Source organism: Pseudomonas sp. NFX5 (assembly GCF_049132125.1).
GTDB lineage: Bacteria > Pseudomonadota > Gammaproteobacteria > Pseudomonadales > Pseudomonadaceae > Aquipseudomonas > Aquipseudomonas marginalis.
Window position 1 is genome coordinate 152,555 of record NZ_JAFMZG010000035.1, and the last position, 12,895, is coordinate 165,449.

The window sequence follows — 12,895 nt, forward strand, 5'->3', positions numbered from 1 at the left end:
TTACGGCGGTCTATCAGTTACGGCCGTCGGGCAGGATCAGATCGCGCAGGCCATCGCCGACGAGGTTGATGCCCAGCACCAGAATCATCAGGGCGACGCCGGGAATGGCGATGACCCACGGGGAAAAGAACATGTAGGGCTTGCCTTCCGCGATCATCAGGCCCCAGGACGGCGTCGGTGGCTGCACGCCAACCCCGAGGAACGAGAGGGCCGACTCCAGCAGGATCGCGTGGGCCATTTCCAGCGTCGCGACAACGATCAGTGCGCCGACCAGATTGGGCAGGATTTCACTGACCAGAATGCGCAGGGTCGAGCAGCCGAGCGCCTGGGCCGACGCCACATATTCAGCATCGCGAATCTGTTGCACCGAGGCCCTGACCACCACCGCGAAGCGATCCCATAACAGGCAGCCGAGCAGCACGATCACCACTTTCAGTGAGCCGCCCATCAGCGAGGCCGAGGCCAGCGCGACCATCACCACCGGCATCGCCAGCCGGGTGGTGATCAGGTAGCTGATAAACCCATCGACCTTGCCGCCGTAGTAGCCCGCCAACAGCCCCATGAGCGTGCCGATAAAGCCGGAAATCAGCGCCGCTGCAATGCCGATGAACAGCGAAATACGTGCGCCGTAGAGCAGCCTCGACAGGTAGTCACGGCCCAGCTTGTCGGTGCCGAGCACGTATTCCCAGGTGCCGTTGGCCATCCATACCGGTGGTTTCATGCGCAGCATCACGTCTTGCGCATAAGGGTCGTAAGGTGCCAGCCACGGCGCGAACAGTGCACCTGCGAAGATAATCAGCAACAACACCGCGCCGATGGCGAAACCCCGATGCCGCAAGCTCTTGCCAAGCACTCGGCTCAGGCTGCTCGGTGATGGCAGGTAGTCATTGATCGCGAGGGTAGTGGGGGTGCTCATGTAGGCCTCCTAGCGCACGCGAATACGCGGGTCGAGCAGTGCGTTGAGCACATCGGCCAGCAACGTGAGGATGATGTAGATCACCGCAATCAACAGGACCACGGCCTGTACCACTGGAAAGTCGTCACGGGCGATGGCGTCCCAGGCAAGTTGCCCGATGCCTTGCAGGGAGAATACGGTTTCGATCACCACCGAGCCGCCGAGCATGAAGCCGAACTCCACCGCCGCCAGCGCGACGACCGGAATCAGCGCGTTGCGCAGCGCATGCTTGAACAGCACGCGGGCAGGGCGCAGGCCCTTGGCGCGGGCGGTGCGGATGTAATCGGAACTGAGCACATCAAGCATGCCGGCGCGGGTCAGGCGCATGATTGCCGGCGTCGCGTAGTAGCCCAGGGCAATGGCCGGCATGACGAAGTGCAGCAGGGTCGCGTTGCCGGACACCGGCAGCCACTTGAGCGTCACCGCGAACACCACGATCAGCATCAGCGCAAACCAGAAACTTGGCATCGCCTGACCCAGCACCGCGATGCTCAAGGCCAGCCGGTCAACCCAGGTGTCGCGTTTGACCGCGGCCAGCACGCCCAGTGGAATGGCCACCAGCAAGGCGATCCCCAGCGCCATGGCACCCAGCCCCAGGGTAATCGGCAAGCGGCTGGCGACGAGGTTGTAGACCGATTCCTGAAAGAAAAACGAGTTGCCCAGGTCCAGCCGCAGCAAATCGCCCAGCCAGTTGAAGTACTGGGTCGGCAGCGGTTTGTTCAAGCCGTACTGCACGCGAATCTGTTCGATCTGTTCGCTGGTGGCTTCCGGTCCGCCAATGGCAGTGGCGAGGTCGCCGGACAGGTGCAAAAGAGAAAAGCTGATCACCGACACGGTAATGGCAACGCAAATGGCGATGCCCAGGCGGCGCAGAAGGAATCCAAGCATGGCAAGTTTCCTCATATCCAATGAATGACAAGTGTGAGGACGTGTCCGTGGCGCACGAGAGTCCGTGCGCCCGGTTACGTATTACTTCCACGTGGACTCGACGAAACGCGGCAGCTCATCCGGGTACGGTGTGAACGCGAGTTCCGAGGTGTAGGCGTAGTTCATCGAGTAGTTGAACAGCGGCGCCCAGTAGGCCTGCTCGCTGATGCGCTGCAAGGCCTTGCGGTAGTTGTCCTTGCGCACTTGCGGGTCGAGGGCATTGTCGGCGGTCTGCAACCAGCCCTGGACTTGTGGGTCCTTGATATTGTCGTCCGGATTGCCCTTGAACCAGGTACCGGCCGACGCCGAGGTGTCGAGGATCGAGAACGAGCCCCAGGCCTGAAACGACATGGGCACCTTGCCGCCACGTTGCTGATCGCGCAGGGCGGCGTACTTCAAGTAGCGCAGCTTGGCGTTGATGCCCACTGCGCGCAGGTTGCCGATGATGGCTTCGACGTAATCACGGTCGCGATAAGCGAAGATTTCTGTCTCGAAGCCATTTGGGTAACCGGCTTCGGCGAGCAGCGCCTTGGCCTTGGCGGGGTCATAGTCGTAGACCGTGGCCGCAGTGGTATCGCAACCGAACTGACCGGGATAACAGGCAACCTGCAAGGGCTTGGCTTCGCCCCCCACCAATTGCGTGGCCAGCGCATTGCGGTTGATCGCATGGTTGATGGCCTGGCGCACCTTGAGGTTCTTCATCGGTGAGTTTTCAGTGGAGGTGCCCCGTGCATCAAGAATCAGGAAACCGATGCGCATGGTTTCGCCACTGGTCACGGTCAGGTTCGGCATACCCTTGAGGTCGACCGCCTGATCCGAGGTCACACGCCAGGTCCAGTCGACACCGTCGGTCATCAACTCGGCCAGACGGGTTTCTGCATCCGGGATCACGCGGAACTTGAGGTGGCTGATATGGGGCTTGCCTTGTGGGCTGTCCGGGAAGTAGTCCTTGTTGATCTCCATGGTCACGCCTTCGCCGGCCACCACCGACACGGCTTTATACGGCCCGGTGCCAATGGGCTTGCGACTGAATTCGGCCAGGCCGACCTTCTCGAAGTACTGCTTGGGAAACATCGGAACGGCGTTGGACAGGTATTCCAGTGCCGGCGGGAAAGGCTTCTTCAAATACAGGCGGACGCTGTAGTCACCGGTTTTTTCGGCGCCCTTGATCCAGTCTACGTTTTGCACGGTAACGACTTTCGCTTCGGGCGACACCACGTAGTTGAGGGTGAACACCACGTCGTCGGCGGTGAAGGCGTCGCCGTTGTGAAATTTGACGCCCTTGCGCAGCTCAAAGTCGAGGGTGGTGTCGTCGACCTGCTTCCAGCTGGTGGCCAGCATGGGTTTGTATTCGCCGCTTTTGGGATCGCGGTAGATCAGGTTGTCCCAGATCAGCCGGCCGAGAATCACGCCTTCGCGTAAATCGTTGTGATAGGGGCTGATGTTTTCAGGCTCGCTGTCGGAAGCGTAAACCAGGGTGTCGTTGGCTTTGCCGGCATGTGCCGGAAAGCTGCTGATAAGGCCCATCAGCGCGATACTGCAGGCGAAACCTTTGATGCCCATGCCGTCGTCTCCGTTGGCGAGAGTGGTTGAATCAAAGGGCAGCGAATCGCAAATGCGTAGAAGGAGGAGGAAAAGGTCGGGCGCTGTTTTTTTTGGTCTGGACACGAATGTAGGGAAGGGCTATCAATGCCACAAGCACAATATTTCGATACTTCCTTTGCCGAAAAGGCAATCCTTGGAGGCTCCGATGCAGCTGTATGGCGTGCAGTCCACGGCACTGCGCTATTTTCTTGAGGTCGCGCGATGCGGATCAATCAGCGAGGCCTCAATGCGGCTGAATGTGGCGGCATCAGCGGTGAGTCGACAAATTTCCAAGCTTGAGTTGGCCCTGGATGCCAGCCTGTTTGAGCGTCGTGCCCGCGGCATGGTGCTCAGCGAGGCGGGGGCGCGACTGGCGGCTTATGCGCGCAAGTCGCAGCTTGAGGCCGAGCAGGTGGTGCTGGAAATTACCGAGTTGCATGGCTTGCAGCGCGGTCATGTGCATGTTGCCTGTTCGGAAGGATTTGCCTTGGAATACATGCCCAGGAGCATCAGCGCGTTCAGGCGTGAGTATCAGGGCATTCATTTTACGTTGGAGGTCTGTGCGCCCGCTGAAGCGACCGAGAAGGTTCGCTCCGGTGAAGCCGACCTGGCGATGACGTTCAGCCTGACGCCGCAAAAGGAAATCAAGGTCGAGCATGTCCTGAGCGGGGCGATTTTTGCCGTGGTCTCCAATGCCCATCCCTTGGCCGGGCGGGAGTCTGTCAACCTCGCCGAGTTGCAACCCTGGCCCATTGCGTTACCCAAGGCCGACACTACGATACGGCAACTCTTCGACATCTGTTGCGGCGTCCAGGGGTTGTTGTTCGACCCGGTATTGACCACCAATTACGTTGCCGCACTCTACAGTTTCGTCCGTGAAGAGGGAGGCATCAGCCTGGCCAGCGAAATGACCTTGCACCAACAGGTGGCGGACAAGCAGTTGCAATGCTTGCCGATCCTTGATGAAGGCATGCAGGCGCGGCGCATCGAACTGCAAAGCATGGCTGGGCGCAATCTACCGGCGGCGGTTTCGGCGTTCAGGGATTTTCTGATCGCTGAGCTGGCGAAGGCGAAGCGGCTTTGAAAAGATGAGGTTACTCCCATCTTCCACCTTGGAAGATCAGCGAGTTTTTCTGTGCTGACTGATGCTTAACGCATAGAGAACACGCTCAAGGATGAACTCCCTGGCTTCCGGATGTTTGAATGCCCTCATGAACAGCAACCTCTAGTTTGAGATTTAAAAGGTGTGCGTCTGCTATCGAGTTCTAATGCTCGGTAGTTCCTATTTCTTGAAGGCCTCAAGGTTTTCACGGAGCCAGGCGGACAGCGAACGGGGTGGGGTACCCGTGAGGTCTTCAACCGTAAAGGTTCGTTCTGTCAGTATGGAATCATGGAAGATGCGATCAAGCCCCACGAGAATCTCGGCTACAAACGGGGAGAGTCCATCGGCAACTAGCGCTGAATGCTGTGCGGCTGGAGACCGATGGGTATAGGCGACTGTGTGGCCTAACAGACTGGATAATTCCTCGGCAACTTGCGGCATTGTCCAGTTTCGCGGCCCTGTCAGGTGATACGCACGTTGTGAGCCTTCTGCTACCTCCTCCAGTAATGCTATGCGCGCCGAGTCCGCTACATCTCGAGTGTCTATCAGGTTCACACGTCCATGGCCTGCGGCGCCGGCCCAAGTGCCCGTTGCAACAGCGTTGCCAGCACGCTTGAGCACGTCCATGAACGTGGTAGGTCTCAATACGGTAGAAGCGATAGGTTGTTGACCCAGGTGGGCTTCTATCAATGAATGCCAGGCAAATGGATTGATAGGGGTCGATGGTCCCATGACCGAAAGCTTTACGATGTGCTGCACGCCCATTTCTACGGCAGCGTCAATAAGGGCAATCTCGTTGGCGACTTGTTGGGGTGAAGTGCCGTGAGCAATGAACAGTTTCTCGACACCGGCAAGCGCTTTTCTGAGCGTTGCCGGCTGATCAAAATCCAACTCGGCAGCGACCACCCCTGGGGCAAAAGCGGTGGATGATTTTTGCCGTGTGAGCGCCAGCAGGGTGACTGGGTCTTGCGCTAACTGACTGATCAATCGCCTGCCTACGCGGCCTGTCGCGCCAGCAACGGCGATGCTCAGTGATTGCGTCCGTTTGGTCGATTGATTGAGCATGATGAAATCTTCCTATATGGTGGAACGATCAGTCCAAGTATCCTGGTCTGATCGTTCCATGTTGTCAGCGGAGGATTTATGAGCGGTAAACCGCAATATGACGAAAGTGCAGTCCTGAAGGCGGCGACGGCTGTTTTCTGGCGGCATGGGTACGCAAACGCATCGGTCAGCGATCTGACTGAGGCAACGGGGTTGTCTCGATCAAGCCTGTACCAGCGGTTCCATGATAAGGATGGGCTCTTCAACGAGACGCTTCAGCTATATACCGACCGTGTATTAACGCGAATGAGATCGACCCGGGCACAGACCTCCATGGCGAGCATAGACGCGCTGCTACGAGAGTTTCTTCCGAAGGAATTTGGCGTGGAGCGTCCGCCTGGTTGCCTGATATCTCGCAGTAACGCTGAGCAAGAAGACCTCACTGCCACAGGAAAGAAAACCGCGAATTTTGCGGCTTGTCAGCAGCGACAGATTTTTGTGGATATTTTGACTCATGGCCGGTTGGAGGGTGAGATAGGGCAGCATGTCGATTTGGATCTACTGGCTTGGTATTACTTCGGAATACTGCAGGCTGTGGTAAATCTGCCTTCAGTCGGGGCGACTAACCAGGTACTTGGCGGCCTCATTGATGTCGCGATGTCAGCATGGCCTGAGAGCCAAGATAGTTCGGGTACTGAAACGATATGAGTGAGTAACCCCGATGGTAGGGGTATCTTTTCCGCAGTCGCGCCTGGACATCTGATAAGTCTGCCCCGTGCTCAATAACGGTGAGTAGCGGTACGTGATCATACCGCTACGTCATCTAAGCCATAGGTGCCGATTTATAAAGCGTAACCGAATGTCCTGGCATGGTTGGTTGGTGTTTGACGGTTACTCTGCCCATGGCCGCATGGCCAGCAGCAGGCATGTCACACCGCCCGGCGAAAGCCGACGATCGCTTTGGTTTCGAGAAAATCGCCGAACGCAACTTCTCCCCATTCACGACCGTTACCCGACTGCTTGTATCCCCCGAACGGGGCCGCCAAATCCATGTCGGCATAATTGAGCGTGACTTGTCCGGCCCGAAGTTTACGCGCCACTGCCTCGGCGGCTGCATGTTCGCCTTGAACATAAGCGGCAAGGCCGAATACGGTGTCATTGGCGATCGCCACGGCGTCGGCTTCATCGGCATAACCGATGATGACAAGCACCGGGCCGAAGATCTCCTCGCGGGCGATAGTCATGTCATTCGTCACGTTGGAGAAGACGGTCGGCTGCACATAGAAACCGGTGTCGAGCCCTTCGGGTCGGCCGAGACCACCTGTTATCAGCGTTGCACCTTCTTCGATGCCGACCTGGATCAGGTTCTGGATCTTGCGCCACTGTGCCTCGGAGGCGACCGGACCCATTTTCGCGTTACTTGCCGGGTGTCCGACAACCCACTGCGCTGCCGCCGTGCGCGCGAGATTGGCTACCTCATCCATTCGTGTAAATGGAACAAGCATCCGTGACGGCGCATTACATGATTGACCGCTGTTGAGCATCATTTGAGCCACGCCTGCCGCCACGGCTGACGGAAAATCGGCACTCGGCAAAAGGATGTTCGGCGACTTTCCGCCCAGTTCCTGGTGTACGCGTTTCACCGTCAGTGCAGCATTGCGCGCTACCTGGATGCCGGCGGGGGTGGATCCAGTAAACGAGACGAGATCGACTTCAGGATGGCCCGTCAGTGCGTCGCCAACACCTTTGCCGTCTCCATGTACCAGATTAAAAACACCGGCTGGTACACCGGCATCATGCATGATTTCGGTAAAGATCGTCGCTGAGAAGGGCGACACTTCAGAAGGCTTCACCACCATCGTGCAGCCTGTCGCCAACGCTGCGGCCACCTTGCAGGTCAACTGGTTGAGCGGCCAATTCCATGGCGTGATCAACGCACAAACGCCAATCGGCTCGCGTACGATCTCAGTGGTGCCCATCTCGTGTTCGAAACTGTATTTGGCTAACGCGGCGCGAGCGATTTGAATGTGGGCCAGGCCGGCCGTGACTTGCAATTGCTCGGCAAGCCATAGCGGTGCGCCCATTTCGTCGGACACTGCTGTCGCAAGATCCTGTGCGCGCAACTGGTAGGCCGCGATGATTCGATCAAAGAGTGCAAGACGCTCCTCAACCGATATTTGCGAGAACGTCTGGAAGGCGGCTCTTGCCGCCGCGACCGCTTTATCGACATCGAGGGGGCCGCCGAGCGCAACCTGGCCGGCAACCGTTTCGTCAGCCGGATTAATGACATCCATTACGATATTGCCAGCGGGCTCCACCCACGAGCCATCGATGTAAAACTGAAGATTTTCGCGCATTTTAGTCCTCGTCATATTGGGCTTTCCAAAACAGGTCAGGCCGTTGGGATCAGCGCTGCCGCGTCGATATCGAAGGCGCTTGGCCAATCGTCGAGAGTCGCAGAGAGGCGTTGATCAAAGGTCGCAATAAGGCATCGAAATGCGGCCATCTTGGGCGACCCTTACAAGGTATACGCGATAAACCTGGAGTCAATTAGGCACTTAAAGTAGCGTTGGTAGGTTCAGGGATACCGCGGGCAAACCTGCGAAGGCATTCACTCCGCCAGGCTTACCTGCGCGGCCTCGTCAAACTTCAACCGGGCCGTTTCAACCTCAGGCAATTTGTCGAGCGTCCATTTATGCAATTCGCGAAATGGCTGCTGCAGTGTTCGACCCAGTTGGGTGATCTCATACTGGACTGCCACGGGCGAAAACGAGATGACCTGGCGCGAGACAAGACCATTTCGTTCCAGTCGCCGCAGGCACTGTGTCAGGGCCTTCTGAGTGACGCCCTCGAGGCGACGCTTGATGGCGTTAAAGCGATGCGGCCCGTCATCAAGTACCGCCAGAACCATCATCGACCACTTGTCTGCGATTTGGTCGAACAGCGCCCGGCTTGGGCACTCCGACGAAAAACATTGCGGCTTTAATTCCAGCATCGAAGTTTCCTCATGTATACCTAGGCGATTCTAGGTGACTAATTGACATTTAGTTTACAAAATATACTTATATGGTTTCCAAAAGCAAATGGAGTCCATCCAATGTCAAACCCAGATACCAGCGTTTTATTTCGTCCTCTTTCCATCCGCTCGCTTGAACTGAAAAACCGGATTGTCATGTCGCCGATGACCAGGCAATTTTCCCCAGAGGGCATCCCTGGTGAAGGTAGCGCTGCCTACTACCGGCGGCGGGCTGAGGGTCGGGTCGGATTGATTTTGTCAGAAGGCACCGTCATTAATCGTCCCGCTTCACGTAACGGTCCCGGTATTCCTTTTTTTCACGGTGAAGCAGCGCTGGCCGGATGGAAGAACGTGATCGATTCTGTTCACGCTGCCGGGGGCCGTATGGGGCCGCAACTCTGGCACACCGGCGCAGTGCGTGACGTCAGCGGCTGGGAGCCTGATGCGCCGGTTGAAAGCCCGTCTGGCCTCGATTCGCCAAACGTCCCTCGCGGTGTGGCGATGAGCGAGGAGGATATTGCAGACGCAGTTGCTGCGTTCGCCCAGGCGGCGGCGGATGCCAGGCGCCTGGGTTTCGACACCGTTGAGATCCATGGGGCGCATGGTTATTTGATCGATCAGTTCTTCTGGGCCGGCACCAATCTGCGCACCGATCGTTATGGCGGACCGACGATCAAAGAGCGCTCCCGTTTTGCCGCTGAGATCGTGTCTGCTGTGCGTCATGCGGTCGGGCCCGAATTCCCCATCATCATGCGCGTCAGTCAATGGAAGCAGCAGGACTTCGGGGTGCGCCTCGCCGAGACGCCTGCACTGATGGAAGACTGGCTGCTGCCGCTGGTTGAAGCGGGTGTGGATGTTCTGCATTGCTCACAGCGACGCTTCTGGGACCCTGAGTTCCCCGAAATTGATGGTGAGAACGGGCTGAACTGCGCGGGCTGGGCGAAGAAAGTCACTGGCGCCACGACCATCAGCGTCGGTTCGGTCGGGCTGGATAATGATGTTACTCACGCATTCGCCGGCAAGGGATCGACCCCTGCGAGCCTGGATCGGCTTGTCGAGCGAATGGAGCGCGAAGAGTTTGATCTGATCGCAGTAGGGCGTGTTCTGCTGAGTGACAAGGATTGGGTCGCCAAAGTGGAAAAAGGCGATTACGCAGATCTGAAGGGCTTCAATCCGGCATCTTTAGCCGAATTGGTTTAAGCCTTGGACCGGATTTCGGGCATCTACGTGCGAGTCGTAGAGGCCCGGAGTCCGGGTGATACGGCGTCGCCACGGATGATGCCGAGCGATCTGGCAAGCGGTGGCGACCTGTCATGGGAAGGGGTGTTCAAGTATACCAGGTAGGGATTCAGTGCCTGATTGAAGCCAGGTATACAGCCTATATCATTGGTTTCTTTAACCATCGCCTCTACTGGAAGTTTGGAAGCGAGAAACAGGATTGATCATGACACCTATAAGCCAATCAGTGACGCCCATGAAAAACAACGTCACGCGGTTTACCTGCAATGGGTGTGGAACTTGCTGTAAAGAACGTCTTATCCCTCTGACGCTTCAAGAGGCCGAGGAATGGTTAAATCGCGGTGGTAACGTCGCAGTCATACTCGAAGCTTTCGACACATCAGTCTTCCCGTTGCCAGGGCACTACAACCACAGCGTGCAACGCGCGGTCGATGTGGCCAGTGGAGAGGCACGTATTCAGGTCATTGCCATTTTTGCGGGTAACGCACTGACCCAGTGTCCAAGTCTAGGGGAGGATAATCGCTGCACGATCTATGAAGATCGACCGCTGGTGTGTCGAATCTATCCGATGGAAATCAATCCATTTCTAACCCTGCGCCCCGAAGAAAAGGTCTGCCCGCCGGAAGTCTGGGAGTCGGGAGAGGTACTATGGTCTGACCGTGTAGTTGATCCTGTCCTGGAGGATCAGATTCAACGCTCCCGGCAGGCTGACCGCGACGATGCCAAGGCAAAAGTTTCAGTCTGCGCGGCGCTGGGGATAAGTGTTGCCGCTTGGAAAGGCAACGCGCTGGCTGTTTACTTAGCCGACCGTGCGCAGTTGCAGCAGGCCATCAGTCTCGTTCGCGCGGGAGGCGATGTACTGGCCAATGTGTCCTGGAAAGTCCGCGTCGATGATGCAGACCTTCACACTCGTCTGCAGGGGGCAGGTGTTGAACTGGATCTTCGTGCACAGACTGAATACATCTTTCACTCGCTTTAGTCGGAGAGCTCAGTGCTTTGCCCGCTCCAGGGCGTGTGGATACCTTGGTCGTCGCTGACTCGCTTATTGCAGCGGCCCCACCACTTGCCGATAGCGTTCTTCCCCCTGCGGCGTCTGGCGGGTCAGGTTGATTTCCAGGCCGATGGGATCGGCCTTACGGTTGCCGGCCAGCTGACGCCAGCCCTGGCCCGCTTCCCAGATGCGCACCTGCAGGTCACTGATGCCGGACAAGACAGCCACTGCTTTTTTGGGCGCAGGTAACGGGTATCGATCACTGGCTGCGGATGTGGCGCGGTACAGCGTGTCACCCTCCAGCCACCAGCGCACCCGTTGCAGACCGTTTTCGGGAAGGGCTGCGTTACGAATCACGTTCAGTTGAAAATCATGCTGGTCGGAGCTGCGAACGCTGATTGCGGCGAGACCGTCGGGCTGTTCGTCATCGTTCAAGGCTGGCGTTCTCAGTTCAACGCTGGCGCGCAGGGCCAGGTCGCGGTCCAGCTGGTTGAGTGTGCGCAACAACGCTTCGGTTTGTTCAGTGCTGGCCTGCAGATGGCTGTCGGCACGGCTCACGCTGTCGAGGCCGCGCCAGGCAATCAGGCTGACAATGGACATCAGCATGATCGCCACCATGACTTCGATGAGGGTAAAGCCGCGCTGGTGAGTTTTCATGGTGCATTTGCCACGCGTATCTGGCCGGTCGCCGTGCGTTGAATGTCGAGGCGGTGCTGGCCATCCGAAAGCTGCAGTTGCAAGGGCGAGGCAAACCATTCGGCATTCAGCACCACCGATTGCCTGGGGGTTACCCGCACGCTCATCGAGGGGGTTTCCCAGGCACGGGGACGCAGTTGCGGGTCGCTCATGAAGTGATCCCAGCCCTGGCCAGACTCGTGGCGCCGACTGAAGCGAAACCCTTTAGTGTCGGCCCGCCACGTGATGGGGCGGCCGTCGGCCCGGGCTTCGGCCTGGGCGATCTGCAGCATCTGGACCACGCGGTTGGCGTCCTTGCGCAGCAATTGCAACGGGTCGGGTTTGATGCTCAGGCTGATCGCCGCCGAGGCGATGCCGATGATCACCAGCACCACCATTAATTCGATCAGGGTGAAGCCTTGTTGATTGGCCTTGGTCATGACACAACGCTCCTTCGTCGTGGGTCTCTCCTGTAGACTGCCCGGCAGGACAACAAGGAGGTTTTGTCTTGGTCGCTATTTTTCGTTTGACCGCGCCGCGAGTGGTGCAGGCAGTGGCATTGGCCGCGGCGCTCGCGGGGGTGCTGGTCTGGTCTTCCGTGTTGCTGACGTCGGCCGAGTCCCAGGTGCCGCCGGTCGAGCGGCCGGTTTTGGCCGCTCGCCCGGATACCCCTGCGTTGCAGTGGTTTTCCAACCAGCCGGCGGTGGTGGACATCAAGGTCTCCGGCCTGATGGCCGGCGCGCGCGGGGCGGTGGCGATCCTGAGCCTGAACGAGGGGCCGCCGCGCAGTTTTCGGGTAGGCGAGTCATTGGCCCAGGGTGTGCGCCTGGCGGCGATCGAGGGCGATGCAGTAGTGATTGAGCGGGGCACGCAGCACACCCGCATCAAGGTCAGCACGCTGCCGGACTCGGTGGTGCTACCGCGCTTGACCCGACCCTGAACGCTCATTGGGGCGTTGCCTTCGGCGGGTTGAGCAGCGTTTCCACCCGCGCCAGCGGCGGCGCCTCGCGCTTGCGCTCCGACACCAGCAGGGTGACGCGCATCAGGCGTCCATCGGCGCTCGGTGCGATGCTCTGTTCGCAACGCAACAGCAAGCGGCCCTGATCACAGTCAAACGCTTTGTGCCCCCTGGGCAGGCGTCCCTCCAGGCGCAGTTCGGCGAGCCTGCCCTGGGCCGACAGCAGCGCCATCGAGCGGTCGCGCAGCAACCCATTGCTCTGGGTCATCAAGCCTGCAACGCGGACCGCCGCCGCCATCGCCACGGCAATGATCGCCAAGGCCACGAGCACCTCGATCAATGTAAAACCCTGCTCCTTGCGCGACAGCTCCATGGGTCACTCTTGGCGTAAAAACACGCCGTAG

14 protein-coding genes are annotated in these 12,895 nt (G+C 58.5%); 5 read left to right on the top strand and 9 right to left on the bottom strand.

Annotation, left to right across the window (positions count from 1 at the left end):
- Positions 1 to 13 precede the first annotated feature (13 nt).
- From J1N02_RS25290 to J1N02_RS25300, 3 genes are all read right to left on the bottom strand, one after another.
- Entirely contained in the window at positions 14 to 916 is a 903-nt protein-coding gene (locus J1N02_RS25290; protein ID WP_421147944.1) for an ABC transporter permease, read from the bottom strand.
- A 9-nt stretch (positions 917 to 925) separates the two neighbouring features.
- Positions 926 to 1,843 (bottom strand): ABC transporter permease, encoded by a 918-nt coding sequence (locus tag J1N02_RS25295; protein ID WP_027603429.1) that lies wholly within the window; start codon positions 1,841 to 1,843, stop codon positions 926 to 928.
- 81 nt (positions 1,844 to 1,924) lie between these two features.
- Positions 1,925 to 3,445, bottom strand: coding sequence for an ABC transporter substrate-binding protein (locus J1N02_RS25300; protein ID WP_027603430.1), 1,521 nt, complete (start codon positions 3,443 to 3,445; stop codon positions 1,925 to 1,927).
- A gap of 187 nt (positions 3,446 to 3,632) precedes the next feature.
- On the opposite strand from J1N02_RS25300, the gene J1N02_RS25305 reads away from it, so the two are divergent.
- Positions 3,633 to 4,550, top strand: coding sequence for a LysR substrate-binding domain-containing protein (locus tag J1N02_RS25305; RefSeq protein ID WP_027603431.1), 918 nt, complete (start codon positions 3,633 to 3,635; stop codon positions 4,548 to 4,550).
- Positions 4,551 to 4,748: 198 nt separating this feature from the next.
- Here J1N02_RS25305 and J1N02_RS25310 read toward each other — a convergent pair whose 3' ends face one another.
- A complete protein-coding gene (locus tag J1N02_RS25310) occupies positions 4,749 to 5,633 on the bottom strand; it encodes an NmrA family NAD(P)-binding protein (RefSeq protein ID WP_098479883.1) in 885 nt (294 codons plus the stop codon).
- A 78-nt stretch (positions 5,634 to 5,711) separates the two neighbouring features.
- Here J1N02_RS25310 and J1N02_RS25315 point away from each other — a divergent pair, with 78 nt between their 5' ends.
- Entirely contained in the window at positions 5,712 to 6,320 is a 609-nt protein-coding gene (locus J1N02_RS25315; protein WP_421147945.1) for a TetR/AcrR family transcriptional regulator, read from the top strand.
- A gap of 221 nt (positions 6,321 to 6,541) precedes the next feature.
- Here J1N02_RS25315 and J1N02_RS25320 read toward each other — a convergent pair whose 3' ends face one another.
- On the bottom strand, positions 6,542 to 7,969 hold the full coding sequence (locus J1N02_RS25320) for an aldehyde dehydrogenase family protein (RefSeq protein WP_027603434.1): 1,428 nt from the start codon (positions 7,967 to 7,969) through the stop codon (positions 6,542 to 6,544).
- 254 nt (positions 7,970 to 8,223) lie between these two features.
- Positions 8,224 to 8,607, bottom strand: coding sequence for a winged helix-turn-helix transcriptional regulator (locus tag J1N02_RS25325; RefSeq protein ID WP_027603435.1), 384 nt, complete (start codon positions 8,605 to 8,607; stop codon positions 8,224 to 8,226).
- Between the two features lie 102 nt (positions 8,608 to 8,709).
- Between J1N02_RS25325 and J1N02_RS25330 the strand changes: the two genes are divergently transcribed.
- Both J1N02_RS25330 and J1N02_RS25335 read left to right on the top strand, forming a co-directional pair.
- Positions 8,710 to 9,828, top strand: a complete 1,119-nt coding sequence (locus J1N02_RS25330; RefSeq protein WP_027603436.1) for an NADH:flavin oxidoreductase — start codon at positions 8,710 to 8,712, stop codon at positions 9,826 to 9,828.
- 274 nt (positions 9,829 to 10,102) lie between these two features.
- Positions 10,103 to 10,846: a YkgJ family cysteine cluster protein gene (locus J1N02_RS25335; RefSeq protein WP_421147946.1), complete on the top strand. Its 744-nt coding sequence runs from the start codon at positions 10,103 to 10,105 to the stop codon at positions 10,844 to 10,846.
- A gap of 63 nt (positions 10,847 to 10,909) precedes the next feature.
- On the opposite strand, the gene gspJ is transcribed toward J1N02_RS25335, so the two are convergent.
- Positions 10,910 to 11,515 carry a type II secretion system minor pseudopilin GspJ gene (gene gspJ / locus J1N02_RS25340; RefSeq protein WP_421147947.1) on the bottom strand — a complete coding sequence of 202 codons (606 nt, stop codon included), beginning with the start codon at positions 11,513 to 11,515 and terminating at the stop codon, positions 10,910 to 10,912.
- Positions 11,512 to 11,973, bottom strand: a complete 462-nt coding sequence (gene gspH / locus J1N02_RS25345; protein WP_027603439.1) for a type II secretion system minor pseudopilin GspH — start codon at positions 11,971 to 11,973, stop codon at positions 11,512 to 11,514. The genes gspJ and gspH overlap by 4 nt, the downstream gene beginning before the upstream one ends.
- 68 nt (positions 11,974 to 12,041) lie before the next feature.
- Between gspH and J1N02_RS25350 the strand changes: the two genes are divergently transcribed.
- Positions 12,042 to 12,473 carry a type II secretion system protein N gene (locus J1N02_RS25350; RefSeq protein ID WP_421147948.1) on the top strand — a complete coding sequence of 144 codons (432 nt, stop codon included), beginning with the start codon at positions 12,042 to 12,044 and terminating at the stop codon, positions 12,471 to 12,473.
- Between the two features lie 4 nt (positions 12,474 to 12,477).
- Here J1N02_RS25350 and gspI read toward each other — a convergent pair whose 3' ends face one another.
- Positions 12,478 to 12,864 (bottom strand): type II secretion system minor pseudopilin GspI, encoded by a 387-nt coding sequence (gene gspI, locus J1N02_RS25355; RefSeq protein ID WP_027603441.1) that lies wholly within the window; start codon positions 12,862 to 12,864, stop codon positions 12,478 to 12,480.
- Positions 12,865 to 12,895 lie beyond the last annotated feature (31 nt).

What these genes read in the sequence shown, in the direction of transcription:
- J1N02_RS25290 (WP_421147944.1), bottom strand. Translation starts at nt 916, where the DNA reads ATGAGCACCCCCACTACCCTCGCGATCAATGACTACCTGCCATCACCG.
- J1N02_RS25295 (WP_027603429.1), bottom strand. Translation starts at nt 1,843, where the DNA reads ATGCTTGGATTCCTTCTGCGCCGCCTGGGCATCGCCATTTGCGTTGCC.
- J1N02_RS25300 (WP_027603430.1), bottom strand. Translation starts at nt 3,445, where the DNA reads ATGGGCATCAAAGGTTTCGCCTGCAGTATCGCGCTGATGGGCCTTATC.
- J1N02_RS25305 (WP_027603431.1), top strand. Translation starts at nt 3,633, where the DNA reads ATGCAGCTGTATGGCGTGCAGTCCACGGCACTGCGCTATTTTCTTGAG.
- J1N02_RS25310 (WP_098479883.1), bottom strand. Translation starts at nt 5,633, where the DNA reads ATGCTCAATCAATCGACCAAACGGACGCAATCACTGAGCATCGCCGTT.
- J1N02_RS25315 (WP_421147945.1), top strand. Translation starts at nt 5,712, where the DNA reads ATGAGCGGTAAACCGCAATATGACGAAAGTGCAGTCCTGAAGGCGGCG.
- J1N02_RS25320 (WP_027603434.1), bottom strand. Translation starts at nt 7,969, where the DNA reads ATGCGCGAAAATCTTCAGTTTTACATCGATGGCTCGTGGGTGGAGCCC.
- J1N02_RS25325 (WP_027603435.1), bottom strand. Translation starts at nt 8,607, where the DNA reads ATGCTGGAATTAAAGCCGCAATGTTTTTCGTCGGAGTGCCCAAGCCGG.
- J1N02_RS25330 (WP_027603436.1), top strand. Translation starts at nt 8,710, where the DNA reads ATGTCAAACCCAGATACCAGCGTTTTATTTCGTCCTCTTTCCATCCGC.
- J1N02_RS25335 (WP_421147946.1), top strand. Translation starts at nt 10,103, where the DNA reads ATGAAAAACAACGTCACGCGGTTTACCTGCAATGGGTGTGGAACTTGC.
- gspJ (WP_421147947.1), bottom strand. Translation starts at nt 11,515, where the DNA reads ATGAAAACTCACCAGCGCGGCTTTACCCTCATCGAAGTCATGGTGGCG.
- gspH (WP_027603439.1), bottom strand. Translation starts at nt 11,973, where the DNA reads ATGACCAAGGCCAATCAACAAGGCTTCACCCTGATCGAATTAATGGTG.
- gspI (WP_027603441.1), bottom strand. Translation starts at nt 12,864, where the DNA reads ATGGAGCTGTCGCGCAAGGAGCAGGGTTTTACATTGATCGAGGTGCTC.